23 protein-coding genes and 1 pseudogene are annotated in these 22,400 nt (G+C 68.3%); 16 read left to right on the top strand and 8 right to left on the bottom strand.

All coding sequences use genetic code 11. The annotated features are described in order from the left end of the window. The first annotated feature begins 227 nt into the window (after positions 1 to 227). The 5 genes and pseudogenes from lon to QM711_RS17080 form a co-directional block, all read left to right on the top strand. Positions 228 to 2,528, top strand: coding sequence for an endopeptidase La (gene lon / locus QM711_RS17100; protein ID WP_415101529.1), 2,301 nt, complete (start codon positions 228 to 230; stop codon positions 2,526 to 2,528). Positions 2,529 to 2,684: 156 nt separating this feature from the next. Beyond that, positions 2,685 to 4,004 (top strand): SWIM zinc finger family protein, encoded by a 1,320-nt coding sequence (locus tag QM711_RS17095; protein ID WP_415101527.1) that lies wholly within the window; start codon positions 2,685 to 2,687, stop codon positions 4,002 to 4,004. Between the two features lie 198 nt (positions 4,005 to 4,202). Next, a complete protein-coding gene (locus tag QM711_RS17090) occupies positions 4,203 to 6,455 on the top strand; it encodes a hypothetical protein (protein ID WP_415101525.1) in 2,253 nt (750 codons plus the stop codon). 63 nt (positions 6,456 to 6,518) lie between these two features. Further along, entirely contained in the window at positions 6,519 to 7,193 is a 675-nt protein-coding gene (locus tag QM711_RS17085; RefSeq protein ID WP_415101523.1) for a hypothetical protein, read from the top strand. Then, positions 7,190 to 7,531, top strand: a pseudogene (locus tag QM711_RS17080) (GNAT family N-acetyltransferase); the annotation flags it as partial. The gene QM711_RS17085 and the pseudogene QM711_RS17080, both read left to right, overlap by 4 nt. Before the next feature lie 82 nt (positions 7,532 to 7,613). Here QM711_RS17080 and QM711_RS17075 read toward each other — a convergent pair. Further along, positions 7,614 to 7,997: a winged helix-turn-helix transcriptional regulator gene (locus QM711_RS17075; RefSeq protein ID WP_415102298.1), complete on the bottom strand. Its 384-nt coding sequence runs from the start codon at positions 7,995 to 7,997 to the stop codon at positions 7,614 to 7,616. Positions 7,998 to 8,088: 91 nt separating this feature from the next. On the opposite strand from QM711_RS17075, the gene QM711_RS17070 reads away from it, so the two are divergent. After that, the gene (locus QM711_RS17070; protein WP_415101521.1) at positions 8,089 to 8,646 is read left to right on the top strand and encodes a hemerythrin domain-containing protein; all 558 of its coding nucleotides are present in this window, start codon (positions 8,089 to 8,091) and stop codon (positions 8,644 to 8,646) included. Between the two features lie 180 nt (positions 8,647 to 8,826). On the opposite strand, the gene QM711_RS17065 is transcribed toward QM711_RS17070, so the two are convergent. Next, positions 8,827 to 9,324: a pyridoxamine 5'-phosphate oxidase family protein gene (locus QM711_RS17065; protein ID WP_415101519.1), complete on the bottom strand. Its 498-nt coding sequence runs from the start codon at positions 9,322 to 9,324 to the stop codon at positions 8,827 to 8,829. A 211-nt stretch (positions 9,325 to 9,535) separates the two neighbouring features. Here QM711_RS17065 and QM711_RS17060 point away from each other — a divergent pair, with 211 nt between their 5' ends. The 4 genes from QM711_RS17060 to QM711_RS17045 are packed head-to-tail and all read left to right on the top strand — an operon-like array spanning position 9,536 to position 12,066. Continuing rightward, positions 9,536 to 10,396, top strand: coding sequence for a hypothetical protein (locus QM711_RS17060; RefSeq protein ID WP_415101517.1), 861 nt, complete (start codon positions 9,536 to 9,538; stop codon positions 10,394 to 10,396). Between the two features lie 4 nt (positions 10,397 to 10,400). After that, entirely contained in the window at positions 10,401 to 10,943 is a 543-nt protein-coding gene (locus QM711_RS17055) for a hypothetical protein (protein ID WP_415101515.1), read from the top strand. Beyond that, entirely contained in the window at positions 10,940 to 11,656 is a 717-nt protein-coding gene (locus tag QM711_RS17050; RefSeq protein WP_415101513.1) for a S8 family serine peptidase, read from the top strand. The genes QM711_RS17055 and QM711_RS17050 overlap by 4 nt, the downstream gene beginning before the upstream one ends. A gap of 2 nt (positions 11,657 to 11,658) precedes the next feature. Continuing rightward, on the top strand, positions 11,659 to 12,066 hold the full coding sequence (locus QM711_RS17045) for a hypothetical protein (protein ID WP_415101511.1): 408 nt from the start codon (positions 11,659 to 11,661) through the stop codon (positions 12,064 to 12,066). Positions 12,067 to 12,091: 25 nt separating this feature from the next. On the opposite strand, the gene QM711_RS17040 is transcribed toward QM711_RS17045, so the two are convergent. Beyond that, the gene (locus QM711_RS17040) at positions 12,092 to 12,820 is read right to left on the bottom strand and encodes an SDR family NAD(P)-dependent oxidoreductase (protein ID WP_415101509.1); all 729 of its coding nucleotides are present in this window, start codon (positions 12,818 to 12,820) and stop codon (positions 12,092 to 12,094) included. 184 nt (positions 12,821 to 13,004) lie between these two features. On the opposite strand from QM711_RS17040, the gene QM711_RS17035 reads away from it, so the two are divergent. Both QM711_RS17035 and QM711_RS17030 read left to right on the top strand, forming a co-directional pair. Then, positions 13,005 to 13,238, top strand: coding sequence for an AbrB/MazE/SpoVT family DNA-binding domain-containing protein (locus QM711_RS17035; RefSeq protein ID WP_415101507.1), 234 nt, complete (start codon positions 13,005 to 13,007; stop codon positions 13,236 to 13,238). Continuing rightward, a complete protein-coding gene (locus tag QM711_RS17030; protein ID WP_415101505.1) occupies positions 13,231 to 14,304 on the top strand; it encodes an alpha/beta fold hydrolase in 1,074 nt (357 codons plus the stop codon). Before QM711_RS17035 ends, QM711_RS17030 begins: the two co-directional genes overlap by 8 nt. An 88-nt stretch (positions 14,305 to 14,392) precedes the next feature. Here QM711_RS17030 and QM711_RS17025 read toward each other — a convergent pair whose 3' ends face one another. Further along, the gene (locus QM711_RS17025; RefSeq protein ID WP_415101503.1) at positions 14,393 to 14,995 is read right to left on the bottom strand and encodes a class I SAM-dependent methyltransferase; all 603 of its coding nucleotides are present in this window, start codon (positions 14,993 to 14,995) and stop codon (positions 14,393 to 14,395) included. A 405-nt stretch (positions 14,996 to 15,400) separates the two neighbouring features. Here QM711_RS17025 and QM711_RS17020 point away from each other — a divergent pair, with 405 nt between their 5' ends. Further along, complete coding sequence (locus tag QM711_RS17020) at positions 15,401 to 15,790, top strand: hypothetical protein (RefSeq protein ID WP_415101501.1); 390 nt, start codon at positions 15,401 to 15,403, stop codon at positions 15,788 to 15,790. 163 nt (positions 15,791 to 15,953) lie between these two features. Further along, positions 15,954 to 16,532 (top strand): hypothetical protein, encoded by a 579-nt coding sequence (locus QM711_RS17015; RefSeq protein WP_415101499.1) that lies wholly within the window; start codon positions 15,954 to 15,956, stop codon positions 16,530 to 16,532. Here the strand turns inward: QM711_RS17015 and QM711_RS17010 are convergent. The 4 genes from QM711_RS17010 to dnaB all read right to left on the bottom strand — a co-directional run bounded on the left by QM711_RS17010 (position 16,513) and on the right by dnaB (position 21,320). Next, complete coding sequence (locus QM711_RS17010; RefSeq protein ID WP_415101497.1) at positions 16,513 to 17,652, bottom strand: hypothetical protein; 1,140 nt, start codon at positions 17,650 to 17,652, stop codon at positions 16,513 to 16,515. The genes QM711_RS17015 and QM711_RS17010 overlap by 20 nt on opposite strands. Before the next feature lie 76 nt (positions 17,653 to 17,728). Next, a complete protein-coding gene (locus tag QM711_RS17005; RefSeq protein WP_415101495.1) occupies positions 17,729 to 18,784 on the bottom strand; it encodes a helix-turn-helix domain-containing protein in 1,056 nt (351 codons plus the stop codon). A 28-nt stretch (positions 18,785 to 18,812) separates the two neighbouring features. After that, positions 18,813 to 19,460, bottom strand: a complete 648-nt coding sequence (locus QM711_RS17000) for a hypothetical protein (protein ID WP_415101493.1) — start codon at positions 19,458 to 19,460, stop codon at positions 18,813 to 18,815. Between the two features lie 492 nt (positions 19,461 to 19,952). Next, entirely contained in the window at positions 19,953 to 21,320 is a 1,368-nt protein-coding gene (gene dnaB / locus QM711_RS16995; protein ID WP_415101491.1) for a replicative DNA helicase, read from the bottom strand. A gap of 494 nt (positions 21,321 to 21,814) precedes the next feature. On the opposite strand from dnaB, the gene QM711_RS16990 reads away from it, so the two are divergent. Together QM711_RS16990 and QM711_RS16985 are read left to right on the top strand one after the other, a co-directional pair. Then, positions 21,815 to 22,159, top strand: coding sequence for a metal-sensitive transcriptional regulator (locus QM711_RS16990; protein ID WP_415101489.1), 345 nt, complete (start codon positions 21,815 to 21,817; stop codon positions 22,157 to 22,159). 20 nt (positions 22,160 to 22,179) lie between these two features. Continuing rightward, on the top strand, positions 22,180 to 22,383 hold the full coding sequence (locus QM711_RS16985; RefSeq protein ID WP_415101487.1) for a heavy-metal-associated domain-containing protein: 204 nt from the start codon (positions 22,180 to 22,182) through the stop codon (positions 22,381 to 22,383). Positions 22,384 to 22,400 lie beyond the last annotated feature (17 nt).

Here is a 22,400-nt window from a genome sequence, read left to right as displayed (position 1 = left end):
ATTGCCAGCAATATACACGAACGATCGTTCAGGAAAAGGACGGGCATCCCATCGAACGCACATGACCAAGCAGGCGATGGCTGAACTCGTGATGCACCTGGAGAAGCACGGGTGTTCGACGACGGTCTGCGCACACGGGCGGGCATGTTCGCTCTGAGCGTTCACCGCCGGGAACAAGGGTTCCCAGCGGAGAGTTGAGTCGGATGCACTCAACTTACGGAGACCTGATGACCACGAAGCGACTTCCCGTTCTGTTCCTCGATGACGTCGTCCTGCTGCCCGGCATGATCGTCCCGATCCCGCTGGACGACGCCGCCAAGACGGCGATCGATGCCGCCCAGACCTCCTCGGACGGCGAACTGCTGGTGGCGCCCCGGTTGGACGGACGCTACGGCTCGTTCGCCGTCCTCGCCTCCGTCGAGCAGATCGGACGCTCCCGCGGCGGGTCGCCGGCCGCGGTGCTGCGCACCGGGCAGCGGGCTCGGATCGGCAGCGGGGTGACCGGCCCCGGCGCCGCCCTCTGGGTGGAGGTCGAGACCGCGGACGACGAGCCCACCACGGACCGCGTCCGCGAGTTGGCCGAGGAGTACCGGCGGCTGGTGATCGGCGTCCTGCAGCGCCGCGAGGCCTGGCAGGTGATCGACACCGTCAGCGCGATCGACGACCCGAGCACGCTCGCCGACACCGCCGGCTGGGCGCCCTACCTGTCCAATGACCGCAAGCGGCAACTGCTGGAGACCGCCGACGTCGAAGCCCGGCTGAACCTGGTGATCGAGTGGACCCGCGATCACCTCTCCGAGACCGAGGTCAGCGAGAAGATCGAGCACGACGTCCGGGAATCGGTGGAGAAGCGCAATCGCGAGTTCCTGCTGCGCGAGCAGCTGAAGGCGATCCGGGCCGAACTCGGCGAGGGCGAACCGGACGGCAGCGACGACTACCGGACGCGGGTCGAGGCGGCGGACCTGCCCGAAGCCGTCCGCGAGGCCGCGCTGCGCGAGGTTGACAAGCTGGAACGCTCCAGCGACGGCAACCCGGAGGCCGGCTGGATCCGGACCTGGCTGGACACCGTGCTCGAACTGCCCTGGAACGTTCGCACCGACGACGCCACCGACCTGACCGCAGCTCGCGCGGTGCTGGACGCCGACCACCACGGCCTGGACGAGGTGAAGGAGCGGATCGTGGAGTACCTCGGCGTCCGGTCTCGTCGCGCCGAGCGCGGCCTGCAGACCATCGGCGGACGCGGTTCCGGCGCGGTGATCCTGCTGGCCGGGCCGCCCGGAGTGGGCAAGACCTCGCTGGGCGAATCGGTCGCCCGCGCCCTGGGCCGCAAGTTCGTCCGGGTGGCGCTCGGCGGCGTCCGGGACGAGGCCGAGATCCGCGGACACCGGCGCACCTACGTGGGTGCGCTGCCGGGCCGTATCGTCCGGGCGATCAAGGAGGCCGGTTCGATGAACCCGGTGGTGCTGCTCGACGAGGTCGACAAGGTCGGCGCCGACTACCGCGGCGACCCGTCGGCGGCTCTGCTCGAGGTGCTCGATCCCGCGCAGAACCACACCTTCCGCGACCACTACCTGGAGCTCGACCTGGACCTGTCCGACGTGCTGTTCATCGCCACCGCGAACGTGCTGGAGACCATCCCGCCGGCCCTGTTCGACCGGATGGAACTGATCGGCCTGGACGGCTACACCGAGGACGACAAGGTCGCCATCGCCCGCGACTTCCTGGTGCCGAGGCTGCTGGAGCGCGCCGCGCTGACGCCCGACGAGGTCAGCGTGAGCGACGCCGCGCTCCGCGAGATCGCCGCCCACTACACCCGCGAGCCCGGCGTCCGGGCCCTGGAGCGGCTGCTGGCCAAGGCGTTCCGCAAGGCCGGGCTGAAGGACCTGCCGGTCGCGGTCGACATCGCGTCGCTCAAGGAACTCATCGGACGGCCACGGTTCCTGCCCGAGTCCCGGGAGCGGACGGCGCTGCCCGGTGTCGCGTCCGGGCTGGCGGTGACCGGGATGGGCGGCGAGGTGTTGTTCATCGAGGCGTCCCTGCTGCCCGGTTCGACCACGTCGCTGACCATCACCGGCCAGCTCGGCGAGGTGATGAAGGAGTCGGCTCAGATCGCGCTGTCCTACGTGCGGGCGCACGCCGGAGATTTCGGCATCTCGCCCGAGCAGCTCGAGCATCCGGTGCACCTGCATGTGCCGGCCGGCGCCGTGCCCAAGGACGGCCCGTCCGCTGGGGTGACGATGACCACGGCGCTGGTGTCGATGCTCACCGGACGCACGGTGCGGGCCGAGGTCGGGATGACCGGCGAGGTGTCGCTGACCGGCCAGGTGCTGCCGATCGGCGGCGTGAAGCAGAAGCTGCTCGCCGCCCAACGGGCCGGCCTGACCGAGGTGTACCTGCCGAAGCGCAACGAGCCCGACCTGGACGACGTGCCCGCCGAGATTCTGGGCGAGTTGACGGTGCATATCGTCTCCGACGTCCGCGAGATCCTGGCCGGCGCGCTGGAGCCGATGCGGGTCCCGGTCGGCTGATCCACAGAACCTTCTGAAATCGACCCCAGAATGGCGGCGCCGGGCAGCCGATCCGCGCTCACCAAGGCGGAGACCGACGATCTGCCGCCGCACTCTGGGGTCGATTTCGGACTGACCGCCCGATGACGGCTGCGCAACCGTGGCTACATTGACCCCATGGGTGTGCGGAGCTTCAGCGACAGCTCGACACTCGCGCCGGACGGCCTGGCTCTGGCGCTCGCCCCGGCCCTCACCCCGTCGGGGTTGGCCGACTACCCCAGCTTCTTCCACGGCTTCGCGACCCACCCGCAGGTGCTGGCCCGCGGGTTGGTGACACTCGCTGATGTCACCGCGACCCGCTACTTCCAGTACACGCCCACCTCGCAGCGCGATCCGGTGTTGACCGCCCATGGCGACCGACTGCGGGCCGAGTGCTTCTCGGCTTGCAACGGGGTCTACGCACGCCTCGATCTACTGGCCGCCGGCTTCGACGGCGGAGAGATAGGGAACGGCACCACCAACGTCGACCTCGGCACCGAGATGCGCAGGATGCTGACATCAATGGGGCGGACCGACCTGCTCCATGTCGATGTCGGGCATCGCGGCGTGCGAGTCGCCACGCCCGAGATGCACGCTCTGGAGCGCCCGGTGGAGATGCCGCCACGCTGGGTGCGGGCGCTCGGGAACGCCGCGGAACTGCACCGCGACCTGGTCCTAAGGTTCACGCTGGACGCGGCCGCGTCCCGCAGTCTTATCGCCTCGCTTCCGGCGGTCACCTCGGCGCCTCGGAGCGGCTGGCTGACACCATCCCCCACGGGTTTCCGGGTCGCACAGAGAGCGTCCGGGACCGCGGTCTTCGTCTCCGGTCTGCACCGGCTCACCGCGCTGAAACGGCTGGTCACCCACGTCCGCTCGCTCACCGTCTACGGGCCGCGTGGCGGAGGCCAGGGCCCCGCACTGGTGGAGGCTGAGTTGCCGGCGGGACGGCTCACGCTCGGGTTGACCGACGAGGCCTGGCGCGGCTACTCCGGTGAGGGGTCGCTGCTGACCGGGCTGGCCGGTGCGTCCGCGGTCGCGGACGCCGACCTGGTCTGCGCCCTGCTTGCTTTTGAGCCGGTCATCGACGTGTCGCGACTGATCCGCGACTCGGGACTCAGCGAGGAGCGGGTCCGCTCAGCGCTGGCCGTATTGGCCGCGAGCGGTCGGGTCGGCTGGGACGGCCACGACGCGGCATACTTCCATCGCGAGTTGCCGAGCGAGGCCGGTCGGCTGGAGCGCGACAACCCGCGGCTCCGGTCGGCCCGTGAACTGGTCGCCGTCGGCGCAGTCCGCCGCGATGGTGACGGGTACCTGGTGCGTAGCGGTGGCGACGACTATGTGGTGGGGCTGGCCACCGACACCGGCAGCTGCACCTGTCGATGGTTCCTGCGGCACGGCGGCGGACGGGGGCCGTGCAAGCATGTGCTGGCCGCCCGGCTGGTCGCGGACGTCCAGTGATGGACGCCGCGCTGGCCCGTGCGGTCGAGATCTTCACCGAGCTCGGCTGGCCGAAGGCACCGCTCTCAGCCACTCCGACGCTGCCGCTGGGCACCCCCGAGCAGCGCAGACAGGCATGCGCCGGCTTGCGACGGGGGGCCTGGGATGAAGTCGGCCAGTTGGGCGCGAACAGCTGGAGGCGGGTGAGCCACATCAGGGGTGGACGCCGACCGTCTCGGCATCTTCGCCACCCGGGTGGGCGTCGACGCGCGCCGGGCCGTCGAGGTGCTTCCACCGCGTGAGCTCACCGAGGACCTGGTGCGGGGCATCCTCTTGCCACGGGGCGAAGCCTTCGCCTCGGCTTTCATCCGGCACGCCTGCGTGTCGTCGCGGCGGCCCTGGGAGAACTGCCCGACCATCTTCGGTGCCGCCGCCGTCCTGCTGCTGCACGAACTGGAACTGCCCGTGCCGGACAACGTCGACTACCTGAAGGACTGGATCGTTATGGCGTCCGGCTCGCTCGGGTTGCCGGCACCGGTCGATCCGTTCCGTGCGCCGCTGCCGGCCGAGCTGCTGCGACCGCGGTTCGTCGAGCACCTGCGCGTCCTCGCCGGGCTCGGGGTGCCGGTCACCGGCTTCTTTCCCGACCTGTTCGGGTCGGCGCTGCGGCAGGGCTGGCTCGACCGCGAAGCCGCTCTGGAGTGCGCACTGCAGGGGCTGGACACGGTCCGCCGTCCCGGCGATCACGCCGTATGGACGCGGTTGATCGCCGACGTGCTGGCGGTCACCGACGACGAACTGCTCGCCCAGGTGGACGCGCTTGTCCCTGCGCTTGCCACCGGCAACGCCACCGTGGTCGAGTCGTTCGCGCCGCGCCTGATTGCCCGAGTCGGTGACGACCTGCTCGCCGAGGTGCTGATCGCCGCGCTCGGCGTCCGGACCAAGAAGGCATTGCGACTGGTGCTGAGCGCAGCGACCGCCCGGGCGGTGCCGTCCCACGCGGTGGTCGCCGAGCTCACTGATTCGCTGTTGGCTCTGACCGCCGACAAGGACCGCGCGGTTGCGAGGGCTGCCCGCGCTCTGCTTGATCGCTGGAGCGTGGCGCGGCAGGTCGCGACTGCGGACGCCGTCGGGGCGCGTGGCCGCTGGCGGCCGACCCCGGCGCTGTGGGCGGTCCCCAGGTTCGAGCCTGAGCAGCCGAGCGTGGAGACGCTCGCCCGGGCTGCGGGTGTGCTGGTCAGCCGTCCCGAGGAAGCTTTCGACATCGCCACCGAGCGTTTCCTGCAACTGGTCAACGGCCTTGCCCGGACCGATATCGCAGCGACGCGCCGGGGGCTGCGCGGTGTCGCGACCGAGTGGACGCCGGGGTTGCGCCCGGTCACGGCATGGCTGGACGGAACTCGGCCCAGCTTCGGACTGGACGGCTACCTGGATCGGGTCGAGGACGTCCTGCTGGCCCGGGAGTTCGCCGTCTTCCAGCGCCTGGGGCAGGTGCCGGTCTTGTTGTCCACGCCGTCGTGGATCGATCTGCGCATCGACCCGTCCGATCTGGTGACACGGCTGGGCCGGTACCGGGACGAAAGCGCCGATGCGATCGAAGCGGACCTGCAGCTGGCCCTCGCCCGCGTCGATCCGGCGCTGGTGACCGACATGCATCAACGGGCGCTGGAGCGGGCAGGCGTCCGGGTGATCGGTCAGAACGGACGCCGGATGTGGCGCAAAGCAGGGCCGGTCGCGGCCGCCTATCTGCGCGATCCGATTCGCGATCCCGGCCTGGTCCAGCTCAGGACGGGGCAGTGGCGGGCCGCACCGGTGAGCCTGCCCCGCTCGCTGAAGGAGTTTCCGGCGCGCCTCGCCACCACCGGATACAGCGGGCTGCACGAGAGCACGGTCTTTCCGGCCTGGTCGGACGCCGCGGCGTCCGGGTTGTGGTTCGGCGTGGGAGCCAGCGCCGCGATGGGGGTAACGCTCCGCCAGCAGGTGCGCCGGGCGCAGCCGTTCGGACCCGCGGCGGCGGTGAACCTGCTGGGCGCCCAGCGGGCACCGCATCCCAAGGCGGCGGGTGATGCGATGACGGCGGTGATCGAGGCGTGGCAGCGCGGGCTGCTGCGGCCCGGGGTCGCCGACGTCCGGTATCTCGACTGGGAAGGGACGCCCCGGTCGGTGGCGGCGTTCGCCCGGGTTTCGCTTGACGTCGCCGAGGACGGCATGGCGTCGCTGGTCTGGCCGGTACTCGACGACCTGATCACGATGTCGCTGGCCCGGGAGCGGCTGCTGCCCGGCACGGCCGATGTGGCCGAGGCGTTGCTCGATCTGGCGCCCGAGGCCGTTGCCACCGTCGACGCGGGACTGGCGGAGCCGTCGGTGTTGGTGGTGCCAGGTCTGCGCGCACTCGCCGCGCGCGCCGGCGGTTCTCGGGCGGTGGTGGCGGCCCGTGCGGTGATCGCCGAAATCGGAGAGCGATCCCGCTGAATCCGAGGTCGGCCTGATCGCCGGGCGATGACACCCGTCCCGCTCAGCCCGCAGAATGAGCGGATGGACCTGCTCGCTGCGGCCGTCGACGCCAGTCGGCGTTGGTACGACGGCATCTTCGCCCTGCACGGGCTGCCGGCGGCGTCCGACGGTCGGCTGTGGGTGGCGGGGGACGAAGTGCCGCCGTTCCATTCGGCGGTCAAGACCCTCGTCCGCGGGGTCGGGGTGGATGCCGTCCTCGACGCCATGGAGCCTCACCCACGCGGCTCGGTGGCCGACTCCTTCGGCGAGTTCGACCTGCGACCGCACGGCTTCGAGTTGCTGATCGACGCGACCTGGGTGGGTCATCCGGGGGTGACCGGCGCGTCCTGGCCGTCCGGCTGGACGGTCGTCCGCGACGCCGACCTGCTGGCGCGGTGGTGGCACCTGCACGACTACGACGGGGTGCTGCCGCCGCCGATCCTCCGCGGCGAGGACTTCCGGGTGCTGGCGCGGCTGGTGGACGGGGTGCCGGTCGCCGGAGCGGTCGTCCACGATGCCGGACGGGTGGCCGGCCAGTCGAACCTGTGGTCGAGCGGCGACCCGCTCGGCCCGGCCGATGCGGCCGAACTGCTGGCCTGCGCCGGCGTCCTGCACCCAGGGCGTCCGGTCACCGACTACGCCTGGGGTGACGAGCTGGACGTGCTGCTCGCGGTCGGTTTCGAGCCACTCGGGCCGCAGCGGATCTGGGCCCGGTGACCGACCCGCGGATCGAGTTCGTCCGGCTCACCGAGGTGGACGTCGCGGCCGTCGCCGCCCTGCTGAACGAACCCCGAAATGCCCGGCACATGCCACTGGCGAGCGCGTTCACCCTCGACGAGGCGGCCGGATGGGTGGCTGCCAAGGACGCCCAGTGGGCCGCCAACGGCTACGGTCCGTGGGCGGTGCTGATCGCGGGGGAGCTCGCCGGCTGGTGCGGCTTCCAGGCCGAACCGGGCGGCGCCGACTTCGGCCTTGTCCTGCGCCCCAGCCACTGGGGTCACGGGCAGGCGATCACCAAGCGAGCACTGCAGATCGGGTTCGCCGACGTCGGCCTGGACGCGGTGCTGGTCGCACTGCCCTACAGCCGGACGCCGGATCGGGCGATGGCCGGCCTCGGCTTCGCGCCCGACGGCGAGGTCAGCTACGCCGGGGTCCGGTTCCGGCAGTATCGGCTGACTCGCGAGGCGTGGTCGGCGCGTCGGTCAGGGGCGTCGGCAATTCGTGCCACCAGTCGACCAGCGGCTGCAGGGCCTGGACCAGACTCCGGCCACGCGGCGTCGGGGCGTAGCTGATCTGCACCGGCATGGTCGGCACGACGGTGCGCTCGATCAGCCCGTGCTGCTCCAGTTCGCGCAGACGCTGGGCGAGGACGCGGTCGGAGATGCCGGCCGAGAAGCGCCGGTACTCGCTGAATCGGCTCGCCCCGAGATAGCCGGCGATCAGCACCACCCCGACCCAGCGCCGTCCGATGAACTCGATGGCGTCCTGGGACGTCCGGCAGATCTGCTGGTCGGAATGCATCGCGACCACGTCACGCATCTTAGCCACTTACCTAGTGTAAGCAGCTAAGCCGATCCTGGCCAAGGTCGACCGATCGAGGCAACCTGCCGGCATGACCGACTTACGAGAACAGGCATTGGCGGACCAGCTGCGCTGGGTGCACGACATGCTGCGTCGCGACCTCGCCACCGTCCGGGAGCTTGCCCAGCGGGTGACCGAAGGAGCGGCCGCAACCGAGGTGACGGCCGAACTGGACGCCCTGCGCAGCCGAGGCCCGCTGTTCCAGTTGCGGGTGAACTGCCTGAGCTACTGCCAGACCCTCGGCGCGCACCACAGCAACGAGGACACCACATTGTTCCCGGCGGTACGGCTGTCCGCGCCGCACCTGGCCTCCGCCGTCGACCGGCTCGAGCAGGATCACGCGGTCGTCGCCGCACTGCTCGACCGGATCGGCGGGCTCGCCGACGCCCTGGCGCGCCAGCAGGCCCGGCTGGAACTCGTCCGGACGCTGGAGGAACTCGCCGGCCACCTGCTGGAGCACCTGGACTACGAGGAGCGCACCCTCGAACCGGTGTTCGCGTCCTGGAGCGGTTCCGGCGGACAGATGCCGGACGCCATCCGCGACGAACTGGCTCGCCGGGCGTCCGACGCATCGGGCGGCGAACAGTGAACCTGACGAGGACGCGCGGCCAACCCGATCACGAAGGACGTGCGGATCCCCGCCGACCGAACTTCGTAGGTCGAGTGTTCGCTGGTCGAGCTTGTCGAGACCTCTCTCGCGACGGTTCCGACAGGCTCAACCAGCGCTCGACAGCGCCTCAAGCTCAACCCAGCGCGCTCCGGCGCGTCCTCAGAGATCCACTGAGACGTTCGTGGCCACGTCGGGCCGCTCGCCGGTGATCATCGCTTTCGCGTACTTGATCAGCGCGATCGGCTTGGGGCTGTCGACCGTCCAGTACTCGGCGGAATCGGCGTGCACCTTCAGCAGCGCCACCGCCGGGTCGTCGCGGCCCTGTTCGAACCAGGCCTCGGCGTACGGATTCCACAACTCGTCGATCAGCGCGGCGTCCCGGGTCACCGAGGCGGTACCGGCGATCGAGAGGTAGTTGTCCCCGGACTGCAGGCTGACGTTGACGTGGGAGTCGGCGCTGACCTGCTCGGTCTTCGGTGAGGGATCCTCGGTGAAGAAATACAGGTCACCGTCGAAATCACGCTCCTGGATGGCGAGCGGACGGCTGAGCAGCCGGCCATCGCTGGTGCTGGTGGTGACAAATGCGAATCGGGCCTTCGAGATCAGCTTCCCGACCTGCTCGAACTCGGTGTCCTTCTCGGACGCGGTGTCGGTCATTCCTCGACGCTACCCAGCGCGGGATTCCTCAACACACCCTCGCGGGTGCCTTCGGCGACGACGGGCGGTGCGGGTCCTCGTGGGCCGAACACAAGGACTCTAGAGGATGCATCCATCGTCGGGAACCCGGGCGAACCGGGGCCGAGACACCTGCTGGCAGCAGCCGTTCACCCGCGCTACGGTCTGCCAATCCCAGCCCCGAGGAGTCGCTGTGAAATTCAAGTCCCTGGCGATCGTGCTGCTTTCGATCGCATTCTTCATCGCCAATTCGCACATTGCCCCGGCTGCCCCCAGTCAGGGCCGCGCCTCAACCACCCGCGCCAGCCTGCAGGCCACCCACGAGGGCCGTTCCTTGCGGGCGAACCTCCTCGCAGAGGGATTCGAGACCTCCCGGCAGTCCGTGCGGCCCACCGGACTCTCGCTGGCCGGCCACACGGTGTCGGCGAACAAGCAACTCTCCTACGAATTGGAGCTCGCCAGCCGCGGTGGCAAGACGACCGGGACCTACCAGGTGACCGATCTGGTTCGGGGCAAGAAGGTCACCCAGGTCTTCGCCCTCGACGTCATGCAGGCGACAGCCGACCGGGTGCAGTTCCGCCTCACCGATAGGGCGACGGGCGAAACCCGGCTGTACGACAGCACCCGGCCGCAGGAGTCGATCGCCTTCGCCATCCCGATCGGCATCGCGGTGATCTCGGTCGGGACGCTGCTGTACTACCTGGCGATCGGCGCGGCCATCATCGTCGCCGGCTACATCGCGCTCGAGGCGGCCAAGGCGGTCCCGAAGCTGATGGAGGAGTGGAACCGGCGACGCCAGTGGCGCCACTACACCGCGACCCGGTCCGGCTCGAAACTCTTCATCGGCAAGCACCTGACCTCGGCGCAGGCGCAGACCCGCGGACGGTCCGGCAAGGATGTGTGGTCGGTGTCGGCCAGCTACGCCAAGAGCCTCGCCAAGGTGTTGAATCGAAGCGGCGTCCCGGTCTGGCACGCGCCCCACGGAGCCGGCTATCTGTACCACTACCACCCCTACCGCCACGCGCCGAATATGCACTCGTTCTACGGCAGGTAGGTCGGTGGCCGTCTCCATCGACGAACTCGCCGCGGAACTCCGCGGCGAGTTCGGACTGCCCCGCCTGGTCACCCTCGACGAGCTTCGTGCCTGGCTCACCGACGACCTGGGCGGAACGCCGACGCAGTTGAGCGGGGAGTTCCTCGCCGGCGCGGTAGGGGCGTCCGAGCAACTCATCGACACCGGCGCGCTGGCCTTCAGCCTCTCCTGGGAGGGCGAGGTGGTACGAACCACGCTGGCCTCCGTGGATGAGTTGGAGCACCTCCCGCCGCCGGACGACGAGCCGCTCGACCTGGACGATCCCACGCCGGAGGCCATCGAGGTGGCCGGCATCCTCCGCGCCCTGGAAAGCGCCGAGCGCGTCCTGGTTCTCGTCGAGGCCGCGGACGGTGCCGGGCGGCCCACCAATTTCCTGACCCTCGGTCCCGGGCAACTCCTCACCGAGAAAATCTGGGCGTGCACCTCGGTCCTGCCACGCAGCACCGGGCGTCCGGTGAGCGAGCCGTATCGGCAGGCGTGCGCGCTCCGCGAGGCCGTCGCTCGGTGAGAGGTCCGACCCTGACGCGTCGCCAGGCGATCCTTGCCGGCGGGCTGGCGGCGCTCTCCCTCGCGGGATGCGCCGCACCGCGCGAGGGCACCCCCCATGTCGTCATGCTCGATTCCGGGGTCACCCTCCATCCGGCGCTGGACGCCTTCGCCATCACCCGCGAAGGCCCGGCCGCCAGCACCCCACACGGAACCCAGGTCGCCAGCCTGATCCTCGGCGCGACCGGGGTGGGACGCCGCCTCGACGCCGGCCGGGCGCGCCTGACCAGCATCAACATCGCCGAGGACGGTGCGCCCAGCATCGACGCGCTGCTTCGCGGCCTGGACCGTGCCGCGACGCTCAAGGCGGACCTCGTGAACATCAGTTCGGGCGTCCGGCACCCCGTCGAGACGCTGGAGGAGGCGGTCGACGCCGCCCGTGCCCGCGGGGTGCTGGTGGTTGCGTCGGCCGGCAACGCACCGTTCCTGGCGCCGGACTTCCCGGCCCGCTACGAGTCGGTGCTCGCGGTCGGCAGCGAAGCCCCGGGTGGCGCGCCACCCGTCGGCGTCGACGTCACCGAGCGCGGCACCGACCTGCCCGTCCTCGGTCTCGACGGGACGGTCACGAACCAATCCGGAGCGTCATTGGCCACCGCCCTGGCGTCCAACCGGATACTTGGCCTGTTGGCCGACGGGGCCATCGATTCGGCATTGGACTACCCGGTGAGGCGGTAGACATGGAACTGGTCCTGCCCAGCCTTGAGGAGCAGCGCGCGTTGTTGACGAGTCTGCGGCCACGGACAGCCACCCTGGAGTGGGTGGTCCGGCGCGGGGTGTCTCCGGAACCGCTGGACGCCCTGCTCGACGGATTCGACACCGAACGGACCGTAGGGATCGGGCCGCGTCCCGGGTACCCGAAACCGGACCGCGACGCCGCCGTCCTGGTGAGCCGCGCGCACCGGGATCTGTTCGCCAGGCTGGCCGAGAACGGACTGTTCACCGTCGAGCACGACTCGCGTGGCGACCGGGTGTCACCGACCGGCCTGGGCTTCATCGACGTGGGCTTTCTGGACGACCGCAAGCGGCTGATCTGCTCGACCGTCACCCACGCCGGCATCATCCACCTGCTGAACCCGGACGACTGAGCGAGCCGCGGCGACGAGCCGGCGCTCAAGCCAACGCGACCCCGGTGTGCTCGGCCAGGGCGTCGAGCAGGTCCTGCTGGAAGCGCTCGTCGTGCACCGAGGGATGCGGAGCCGCGCGGCGTTGGTGGAACCAGTAGCCTCCGCTGGTCCGCGCGTCCGGATCGGTACTGGTGGCGAGCCACTCCTGGGTCAGGTGGCCCAGCCGTAGGTCGTCGGTGGCGTTGGGCCCGCCCATCCGGGTGGGCACCCAACCGGGGTCGACAGAGTTGCTGGACACCTCGGGCCATAGTCGGGCGACCGATGCGGCCAGGGTGGAGACGAACAGCTTGGAGTCTGGGTAGCTGGCGGACGGACGGCGTCCGGACCAGTCGAGGCCGGTCAGCCGAGGCCGGCCGGATCGGTGAACCCCGCTGGTCAGATAGACCAGCCGGTCCGGCCGGGCCAGCAGAGCGGTGAGCAGGTAGGGCGCCACCACGTTGATGTGCAGCAGCCCGGCGCCGGTATAGATCCCGGCGTTGTGGATGACGGCGTCCATCCGGCCCAGAGCGTTCGCCTGGTCCGCCAGCTGCCGGGTCTGGAGGTCGTCGGACAGGTCCCCGACCACCACGTCGGCGCCGCGTTCGGTCAACTCGGCGACTGCGGGCAGCCGCGCAGCGCTGCGGACGTGCACGACGACCTGATGCCCGTCGGCCATCAACTGGGCGGCGGCCAGCCGGCCCAGGCCGTCCGCGGAGCCGGTGATCAGGACGCGCATCGCTTCCTCCCTCGGATCGAGTCATCGGCGCCGGGGCGGGCGCACGTCCGTCGCGTGGTGGGTGGGTCGTCCATGGGGCACACAGTAGGCGCTCACGAGCTAGGGCGTCCTGCCCGTCCCCGGCACTATGCACCAGCGACGGAGATGGTAGTCTTACTTTTCCAACTATTGCTACGATCGAGTCATGTCGCCCGCTTCGTCCCCTGAAGGCCGCTGGATCAGCATGGTCCGGCTCGGCCCGAAGTCGCAGATCGTGATTCCCAAGGAGGTCCGCGACCTGTTCGGCCTGGCGCCCGGCGATTCGCTGCTGCTGATGGCCGACCGCGAGCGCGGCATTGCGCTGGTCGACCCCGCGCAGTACGGCGACGTCATCGATCGAGCACTCGGTAGCGGCCCGGATCGGCCCGGGCATGCCTAGCGGCTGGGGGGCGGTGGTGCCGCTCAACGTCGGGTTCGCGCTGGCCGGAATCGTCGTGGTCTTCGGCGTCCGTGCCCTGATCGCGGTTGTCACCACGCGGGACTACTTCGGCAAACATGTGCGCCGAGTGGAGGCACTCGGGTTCCGGGAGCGGACGGTCGAGGTGCGCGACGGCGTCCGACTGAACATTGCCGAGGGTCCGGCGAACGGGATCCCACTGCTGCTGATCCCCGGCCAGGGCAGCGTCTGGCAGGAATACGCCAAGGCGATCCCGCAGTTGGTCGACAGGTTCCGGGTGGTGGCCGTCGACGTGCACGGGCACGGCCGCAGCAGCTGGGACGCCGCCGACTACACCTGTGTGCAGATCGCCGACGACCTGGCCCGCCTCATCGACCAGGTGTTCGGCGAGCCGGTGGCGGTCGCCGGCCATTCCTCCGGCGGACTGATCGCCGCCCGGCTGGCCGCCGCCCATCCCGGTGAGGTGCGCGCGGTGCTGCTGGAGGATCCGCCCTTCTTCGCCACCGAACCGGACCGGGTCGACCGCACCTTCGTCGGCATCGACGTCTACGCCCATGTGTCGTCGTTCCTCGCCCAGGACGCCGAGGATGACTGGGTGTGCTGGTACCTGCGGCACAGCTACTGGAAACGACTCCTCGGCCCGATCTGGCCGGCGCTCACCCGCAGCGTGGTCCGGCAGCGCCGCGCCGACCCGGGGTGTCTGCCGGTGGTGCGCTGGGTGTCAGTGTCGATCAACCGCATCTGGGAGTCGATCAGCCATCCATATGACCTGCGCTTCACCACGGCGTTCATCGACAACAGCTGGTTCGTCGCCCTCGACCAGCCACAGACCCTGGCCGCGATCGAGTGCCCGACAGTGTTCGTCAAGGCCACCACGCGGTACAACCGTCAGGGCGTCCTGCTCGCCGCGCTCAGTGATGACGATCTGGCCCGAGTCGAGAGCCTGCTGCCCGACAACCGCACCGTCCGGGTGCGCAGCTCCCACGACGTCCACTTCGCGAAGACCGGCGCCTACGTGCAGGCGTTGGAGCAACTGGTGGAGCGCTGATCCATCGTTGGTCGAGCGTGTCGAGTCCTCGGACGACGGGGAGCTGAGCAGGTCCCTCGAGACCTCAACCAGTGTGGTCAGGCCTCGGCTACCTCCGGACCGCCAGGAGAGCGCCGTGCGGACGGGTGCCCGGTTCGGCGCGGGTGGCCGTCCGGCTCACCGTGAAACCTGCGGCCTCGACCCGCGCCGCGAGCTGGTCGATAGGCCAGAAGTAGGCGGTCGTGACCGCATGCTCGAAGGGCTCGAGCCGTGCTCCGGCGCAGAAGCCGAGTGCCAGCCCACCACCGGACCTGACGCATCGGGCGAACTCGGCCAACGGCACGTCGATCAGCTCGGGCTCGGTGTGGATAAGCGAATACCGAGCGAGGACACCGGCCAGAGCTGCGTCGTCCACGCCCAGGTCCTCGGCGCGACCGACCCGGTAGCGATCTGACGGGTGGCTGGCCCGGACGCTGTCGATGAACTCGGGCACAGGGTCGACACCCTCGGCGTCCACACCGGCGGCACTGAGCAGATCCGTCCACTGACCGGGGCCTGCAGCAGACGTCGAGCACCGGCCCCGGTGCAGACCCCGCGCCCAGGCCAGGGTGAGGTCTCGATCGATCTTGGCCACCTGGTCGATGCTTCCGACCGATGCGATGTATTCCGCGGATCTGGCCGCATACGCGGTGCGGACGAGGTCGAGCGTCATGCCAGGCCACCCATCGCCCGGGCCGGCGCGCCCGTGTCGGTTGCGGGGCGGAGACCGCGACAAGTCCATGACGCCGGTATGGAACGCAATCGGTCCATCTGGAACAGAGTTGGTCCGATCGGGAGCGGTTGTCGTCTGACGCGGTCAGCCGGGATGCCGCTTCCCCGCGGTCGTCACGTGGCGCTCTATGCCACCTTCGATGCGTCACTGCCGAGATGTGGGAGAGATTGCCCAAGTCCACGCTCGCTACTTTGCCCAGCTGGGGCGGGCAGCCCGTCCGCTCACACAAGGGCTGGGGATCGCTCGCTGGCAGTCGGTTCGTTACCCCGATTTGGTGCAATCGAGTTGATCTCGGCACTCTCGACTTCGGCGTCGACAGCGGTCTATAGTGTTAAAATAAGCAGTATGGAGGTCGTTGCCAGGCAGGTAAACCATCAGCGTCGCCTCGGCTTGCCGAGGAAGCTGGCGCTACTGTCCGGTATCGAACCGGGCCGATTCGTGACGGTTGGGCCGGCGGTGGCGTGTCAGGCCGCATTGGCGATCACACCGGCCAGCGCCGACGCTGACGCGGGTTCGAGGCGGGACCCTGATCGTCCCAGGCGCGTGACCAGTGTGCTGCAGGTGACGATTCCGAAGCCCTACATGGAACGTGTAGGGCTGGAGGTCGAGGACTGGGTGTTCGTCGGGTCGCTGGGGATCGATGCTGGGTTGTTGCTGCAGCCGCAACACGCTGTGGTGTTAGCGCCGAAGGGTGGCTCGGCCAGGAAAAGGGTGACGGCTCGTGTCCAGCAGTAACGCGCGGCCGGGGCCGCTCAGCAGAGGTTCGTCGAAGAAGTCGAGCGACGGACGCTCCCTGCCGGTCCAACCTGGAGTGGTCAATGATGGGGGCATGTCCTGTTCCGCTGCGGTGCGTGCGTCACGATCTGGCGATGTGACATCGAGGGGGACCATCGAGCGCATGGCGATCGTCTCCTCGCTACGCCATACCCGGCACTGGGAAGCGATCCAGGCTGACAACGTCGCCGAGATCACCCGACGTGACGTGATCGGCGCGGGTGTGTGTCTGCCGATGGTGCTCTTCTGCGCCAAGCCAGTTGTGCCGGTGATCGGCTGGAACCTGGCCATCGCGTGTAAGCGGGTGGAAGCGGGCGTGGGGCCATTGTTGGTGCGCGAGGAGTTGGCGGCCAGGATCGCTGCCGGTGTGGATCATTTGGTTCCGGCGGCGGTGCGGATGCTGGGTTTCATCACGATCTCGCCGCTGGCTGCGGCCCGTGGGGCGTTGGCTGCGGTCAGCGGCTACGCGCAGGCGATTGCTGCTGTTCCTGATCCGCCTGGTGCTGATTCATGGCAGGCACTTGATTGCGATTTCTATGGGTTCACCGTCGCCGCAGTGGATCCCGGCGGTGCTCGTGTGGTCGTGCCGGGTCTTGGCTGGGCTAAGCATCCTCGAGGCGGTGTTGGGCATCAGCGCCGGTTGATGGAGGAGCAGTTGTTCGACGTAGCGTTGCGCGCTGGGCTTACACCGGGGCAGGAATGAGCGGAGGCAGCTTGTTATAGAGCTTCCACCAGGCCCCCTGGAAGGCGGGCGGTTCCCAGTTCATGCCGGTGGTGGCGCTGATGTCGAGGTTGACGGTTTGGGCATGGTTGCAGGTCTGGAGCCAGGTGTGTTTGCGCGCCAGCACCGACGGCCCCATCAGGACGCGTTCGCCGAGCAGCGCAATGGCGGCCAGGGAGTGTCGGTAGGCGGCCGCGGAACTCGCGATCGGTTCGATGGTCAGCCCCGTGCAGAACCGGCAGCTGCACCGCCAGGGAATTTCGTTGTCTGGGCTTGCGGCGATTCCGGCCGCGATCATCTCCAGGCTTCGATAGGCCATGCAGCTAGGCACCAGCGCACTGATGGTGGCGGGTCGTCCACCGCCGCCTTCCTTGATCGGGTAGATATGCCGCAGGGCGCTGGTTGCGCCTACCGCACCCCAACTGGCTCCGAATGCCACCGCCCCGATGACCGACAGATCGCTGCGCAACATGCCGATCTTGACTCGGGACGTATCGAGGAGGTGGGCCAGGCCGGTGACGGCTTTGGCGACCCCAAGAGGATCCTTGGCATGCTCCAGCGCCAGGGCCACCGGCACCCCTTCGCGGTTGATCACTTCGGCGAGGAACTCGACATCGCGGGTCACCCAGTCCAGCGGCAGGGCGAGTACACACACGGTGCCGTCACCGAGTCTGGATGCCTGGCCAAGTATGGCGGTCAGCGCATCACGGTCTCCCGCTGGAAGATAGGGCGAGTCGGTGAGTTGGGCTCGCAGCCCTGCCCGCCGCTGCGCGGTTACCCAGTGCGGGTTCAATCGGGTATCGACTCGTCGGCCCTTGCCCGAGTAGCAGTTCGCATCGAGCAGGATCCCGTCCAGATCTGCGCCGGCTCTCCGACAGTCAGCCAGAATGCTGCCTAGTCCGCTCTGATACGACTGCTGGGTCAGGGTGATTACCACACCGACTTGTTCGTTCTGCATCAGCTCGGCTGCGTGCCCCAACCGGCCCGGCGCCAGGTCGGTTTGGAAGTAGAGCGCGGGTGCCCCTGGCAGGAGCGGGTTCGGGCTGGGGAACCGGCCAGGCCGCGGCATCACCCGACCTTCCTCGATTGGATGAATCGTCATGTAATCTCCCATCCTTGGTGGTGGGTCAGAACAGTAGATGCAGCCCTCGACAGTTCACCGGGGCGAACCTGCTCCTTCACGGCGTCACCAGCTTCAGCTTCGTCCGCTTCGGCAGCACGCCGGGCGGATGATAGAGGGTGGTGAACGGTTCGGGAAGCATCCGTGCGGCGTGGGCAAGGTCGGCAGTGTCATAGTCATGTTCGTCGAGATGCAACGTCATGACCCGGGTGAGTGTCGCCGGCATCTCAGCCTCGAGCCCGCCGGGCTCCACGTCCCGCCAGCCAAGCTGGTTCAGCCTGATCTGGAACTGTCGGTATTGCCGATCGGAGATGATCTCCAGATCGAAGGCGCGGCGGATCAGCGCCGAGATCGACATCCCCCACCGAGCTTTCAACTCGATCAGCCGAGGGAAGTCGCGGGTGGTCAACCCGGCCAGAAGGGGGCCTATTTCCTCGGCAGGTGCCAAGAACTCTGCGGCGAACTCGTTGGCCTGCTTCTCCTGATCATCACCCGGCACCGCATGCAGAATCAGATGCCCCAGCTCGTGGCAGGTGGTGAATCGTTGCCGGTCGGCGGGCAGGCCGGTGTTGACGACCATGATCGGTGGCCGGTCCAGGTCTCGCGGCCACGTCGAGACGGCGTCCTGTGCGTCGGTGAACAGGCTCCTGGTGACCACGATGATCCCGACCGCCTCCAGCAGCGCGATCACGTTGCTGATCGGACCGGACGGCACGCGCCACGCCGCCCTGATGGTTCGTGCCGCCTCGGCCGGGTCCCCTCCGAACTCGTCCAGGTCCATGCGCTGCAACTCTGCTTCCGGCACCAACTCGACACCTTGAAGGAGTCCCTCGACCGACAGTCGGGTCAAATGGGTCAGCGCCTCAATCCGGCGCTTGCCGGTCACCCCGATCTTGGAGTGCCGCCGGCGATGATGCAGGCACGTAACCTCAAGGCCCTGAATCGGGGTATCGTCGACCAGCAAAGACACCGGGCAGTCCAACGCTTTTGCCACTGCAGTCAGACGAGGCTCGACCAGCGGCACCAGACCCGCCTCGATCTTGGAAATCCATCCCTGCGTCGCGTCGACTGCGCCCGCCAGCTCGCTTTGTGACCAGCCCTTGCTCTCACGCACCAGCGACACCATCCGCGGCCTAGCCGGGCTACTCATTGCGAGTCCGTCGATCGGCACGGCTGTCCAGACGCCGCTGCGCCGCGGTCTGGCTCGAGCGGATCAACGGCGGCGACAACGGCGTCAACGGCAACTGCACCGGCCGCTCGACCTCGCCATGACCCGGCCGGTTCAACGGGATCGAATACAGCGCCTCGCTGCCCACGTGGCACACCAGCGCGCAACGCTCAACGTCGGCGTCGTCGGCGGCGAGAACGTATCCGGCGGTGAGCACCGTGCCAGGCTCCATCATCGGCAAACAGGGATCCCCCAGGTGATAGGCGAGGCGCTGGGCGCGATCGGTGTCACTCAGACAGAACCCCAACTGGGGCGTCAGGGCACGAAACCGCACCTGCACCGAACCGCCGGCAAGGCTCACCCATGGACGGCCATAGCGTTCCTCGACCCGCACCCCTGCGACGCCGCCGAACACCCGTCGAGCGGGCTCACGAGTGAAGTCGGAGATCAACATGGCCCGCGCCGCCGGACCGATCTGAGCGAGTCGTGACCCCGGGTGGGAACCCGTGTTGCGATAGGCCACCCACGCCTGTCCAAGAACCTGCGCAAACCGGGGCAGGTGCTCGTCAACGATCACCGCGATCTGCTCGCGAGGCAACGGAACGGGCTGAACAGAACTCATCACTCCACACCTCCAAGGAATGCTCTAAGAATATCCTAACGCATGATTGCCGGGTAATGACGTTCCTCCCGGCGGCTTGGCGCGTCGCTGGTTCGTCCAAGGGCGTGCCAGCGGAACAGAAGTCGCAGATGAGGGTCGCATGGTGATCTGCAAGCGCGCGTTGACGCGAAGGGGCGATCGAAGGCAGAGGCAAGTCCTCGTGCAGTTGCATGCATGATTCGGTGATGTCGGGCATAGGCCGCCTGCATCCCCGGCGGGCACCTGACTCCTGGACCGATCACAGCGGAACTTTCAGTCCGCCTCTCGGCATTCGATGTCCGCGAACCTGCCCGGCGAAGATCTCGGCGAAGCGATGAGGCTGCGCTCGGCTCGCCCGCAGGAGAACACGTGACTTTCCACGAGTCGAACTCATCGGTCCTGGGTCTCAGGATGCTCTTAGGTGAGCTAGCAGGGTCATTTGGCTCGTGTTCACTTCATCTCGACAACAGCACCTCAGTGCTGCATGTCGACGAAACGGCTGTAGTGGCCCTGGAAAACCGTCGGGATCGTCGCGGTGGGGCCGTTTCGGTGCTTGGCGATGATGAAGTCGGCCTCGCCGACCCGCTCGGAGTCCTTGTCGTAGGCGTCGGCGCGGTGCAGCAAGATGACCATGTCGGCGTCCTGCTCCAGCGAGCCGGATTCGCGCAGGTCGGACAGCATCGGCTTCTTGTCGGTGCGCTGCTCGGGGCCACGGTTGAGCTGGGAGAGTGCCACCACGGGCACGTTCAGCTCCTTGGCGAGCAACTTCATCTGGCGGCTGAACTCGGACACCTCGAGCTGGCGGGACTCGACCTTCTTGCCCGAAGTCATCAGCTGCATGTAGTCGACGATGACCAGCTTCAGGTCGTGCCGCTGCTTGAGCCGGCGGGCCTTGGCCCGGATCTCCATCATGGTCAGGTTCGGCGAGTCGTCGATGAACAGCGGGGCACTGGACACCTCGCCGGTCTTGCGGGCGATCCGCTGCCAGTCGTCGTCGCCCATCTGACCCTTGCGGATGTGGTTCAGCGGCACCCCGGCCTCGGCCGAGATCAGCCGCTGAACGATCTCGGACTTGCCCATTTCCAGTGAGAAGAAGCAGCTGGTCAGCTTGTTCTTGATGGACGCGGCCCGCGCCAGGTCGAGCCCCAGCGTCGACTTACCCATGCCGGGACGCGCGGCGATGATGATCATCTGGCCGGCGTGCAGGCCGTTGGTCAGCTCGTCCAGCTCAATGAAGCCGGTCGGCACCCCGGCCAGGACGCCGTGCTGGCTGAGCGACTCGATCTCGTCGAGGGTGCGCTCCATCAGCACGCTCAGCGGTTCGTAGTCGTCGGAGGTCTTGCCCTCAGCCACCTCGTAGATCGCCTGCTGGGCCCGGTCGACGATGTCTGAGACCTCGCCGCCACCGGTGTAGCCCATCTGGCTGATCTTGATCGACGCCTCGACCAGCCGGCGCAGCACCGCCTTCTCTTTGACGATCTCGGCGTAGAAGCTGGCGTTGGACGCGATCGACACCGACGACAACAGGTCGTGCAGGTAGATGTGCCCGCCGATCTTGCCGATCTCGCCGCGCTTGGCCAGCTCGTCGGCGACCGTGATGGCATCGGCCGGCTCACCGCGTCCGAACAGGTCGATGATCGCGTCGAAGATCTGCTCGTGCTTGGGCAGGTAGAAGTCCCGGCCCCGGACGATCTCGGCGACGTCGCCGATCGCGTCCTTGCTCAGCAGCATCGCACCCAGCGCGGACTGCTCGGCCTGCACGTCCTGCGGGGGCGTCCGGTCGGGTGAGCCGCCGAAGTCGCGCGGATCCTCCTCGTAGGGGGGCAGTGACGCGAGTGACATGCCTTCCCCTCCCATGCGCGACAATTCCACCGACCGACACGCTAGTCGGTCGATCTGACAGTTCGTTCACCAGTTCGAATATGCGATCTCTCGCGGCGCTCGCACAGGGCGATCTGTGCGGCGTATCGCCCGACCATAACGGCGCTGTCGGAGTGTCGTCCAACCCGAGTTATCCACAGGTCGGCGCGCATCTTGTGGATTCTGTGGAGCCACGCCGTGAAAGCTGTGTACGACGCGCCGAGGAGTCGGTGGATGAGAAAATTTCCCTTCCCGGATTGCTGGCCTCACTAGGCCTTTCATGCATCCAGGCAGGTGAATTTCCGCTGAGCTGGGGCTGAGTCTCCCCAGCTGGATTCGGCTTGACAGTCGCGGCGGGAGCTGGTGTATGGGGTGAGGGGCCCAGGTTGTCCACACCTGACACCCATTGCGCCGATACCCTTGGGGGGTATACTGACAAGGGTCGACGCCTACTGTCGCAGAAGCAGGAGCAACATATGTCCCAAGTGTCCCAGGCGGATCCGGGTTTGGCCGGCAATCCCGACGATCCGTCACCCGCTGGTCACGGATACCTGAGCAGCAAGGACGCCTACCTCAAACGGCTCCGCCGGATCGAGGGCCAGGTCGGCGGCCTGTCTCGGATGGTCGCCGACGAGCGCTACTGCATCGACATCCTCACCCAGATCTCGGCCGCCACCCGAGCGCTGGAATCGCTGGCGTTGGGCCTGCTCGACGATCACTTGCGGCACTGCGTGGTGCACGCCGCACGCGAGGGCGGCGACGAGGCCGAGACCAAACTGACCGAAGCCCGGGACGCGATCGCGCGCCTGGTCCGATCCTGACCGAACGAAGGAGAAACATCATGGAGAGCACCTACACCGTCGAAGGAATGACCTGCGGGCACTGCGTCGCCGCCGTCACCGAAGAGGTCAAGCAGATCCACGGCGTCACCGACGCCGTCGTCGTCCTGGACGGCGGCAAGCTGACCGTCACCTCGGACGCCCCGGTCGACTTCGACCGGATCGTCGAAGCCGTCGCAGAGGCGGGCGACTACACCGTCGCCTGATCCTCTGCTGAATTCGG

This window comes from Micropruina sp. (genome assembly GCF_047602385.1).
In the GTDB taxonomy this organism is placed as follows: Bacteria; Actinomycetota; Actinomycetes; order Propionibacteriales; family Propionibacteriaceae; genus Micropruina.
Note: the sequence above shows the minus strand (reverse complement) of the source record. Positions and strands in the feature narration are given on the sequence as shown.

What these genes read in the sequence shown, in the direction of transcription:
- lon (WP_415101529.1), top strand. Translation starts at nt 228, where the DNA reads ATGACCACGAAGCGACTTCCCGTTCTGTTCCTCGATGACGTCGTCCTG.
- QM711_RS17095 (WP_415101527.1), top strand. Translation starts at nt 2,685, where the DNA reads ATGGGTGTGCGGAGCTTCAGCGACAGCTCGACACTCGCGCCGGACGGC.
- QM711_RS17085 (WP_415101523.1), top strand. Translation starts at nt 6,519, where the DNA reads ATGGACCTGCTCGCTGCGGCCGTCGACGCCAGTCGGCGTTGGTACGAC.
- QM711_RS17075 (WP_415102298.1), bottom strand. Translation starts at nt 7,997, where the DNA reads ATGCATTCCGACCAGCAGATCTGCCGGACGTCCCAGGACGCCATCGAG.
- QM711_RS17070 (WP_415101521.1), top strand. Translation starts at nt 8,089, where the DNA reads ATGACCGACTTACGAGAACAGGCATTGGCGGACCAGCTGCGCTGGGTG.
- QM711_RS17065 (WP_415101519.1), bottom strand. Translation starts at nt 9,324, where the DNA reads ATGACCGACACCGCGTCCGAGAAGGACACCGAGTTCGAGCAGGTCGGG.
- QM711_RS17045 (WP_415101511.1), top strand. Translation starts at nt 11,659, where the DNA reads ATGGAACTGGTCCTGCCCAGCCTTGAGGAGCAGCGCGCGTTGTTGACG.
- QM711_RS17040 (WP_415101509.1), bottom strand. Translation starts at nt 12,820, where the DNA reads ATGCGCGTCCTGATCACCGGCTCCGCGGACGGCCTGGGCCGGCTGGCC.
- QM711_RS17035 (WP_415101507.1), top strand. Translation starts at nt 13,005, where the DNA reads ATGTCGCCCGCTTCGTCCCCTGAAGGCCGCTGGATCAGCATGGTCCGG.
- QM711_RS17030 (WP_415101505.1), top strand. Translation starts at nt 13,231, where the DNA reads ATGCCTAGCGGCTGGGGGGCGGTGGTGCCGCTCAACGTCGGGTTCGCG.
- QM711_RS17025 (WP_415101503.1), bottom strand. Translation starts at nt 14,995, where the DNA reads ATGACGCTCGACCTCGTCCGCACCGCGTATGCGGCCAGATCCGCGGAA.
- QM711_RS17020 (WP_415101501.1), top strand. Translation starts at nt 15,401, where the DNA reads ATGGAGGTCGTTGCCAGGCAGGTAAACCATCAGCGTCGCCTCGGCTTG.
- QM711_RS17015 (WP_415101499.1), top strand. Translation starts at nt 15,954, where the DNA reads ATGGCGATCGTCTCCTCGCTACGCCATACCCGGCACTGGGAAGCGATC.
- QM711_RS17010 (WP_415101497.1), bottom strand. Translation starts at nt 17,652, where the DNA reads ATGACGATTCATCCAATCGAGGAAGGTCGGGTGATGCCGCGGCCTGGC.
- QM711_RS17000 (WP_415101493.1), bottom strand. Translation starts at nt 19,460, where the DNA reads ATGAGTTCTGTTCAGCCCGTTCCGTTGCCTCGCGAGCAGATCGCGGTG.
- dnaB (WP_415101491.1), bottom strand. Translation starts at nt 21,320, where the DNA reads ATGTCACTCGCGTCACTGCCCCCCTACGAGGAGGATCCGCGCGACTTC.
- QM711_RS16990 (WP_415101489.1), top strand. Translation starts at nt 21,815, where the DNA reads ATGTCCCAAGTGTCCCAGGCGGATCCGGGTTTGGCCGGCAATCCCGAC.
- QM711_RS16985 (WP_415101487.1), top strand. Translation starts at nt 22,180, where the DNA reads ATGGAGAGCACCTACACCGTCGAAGGAATGACCTGCGGGCACTGCGTC.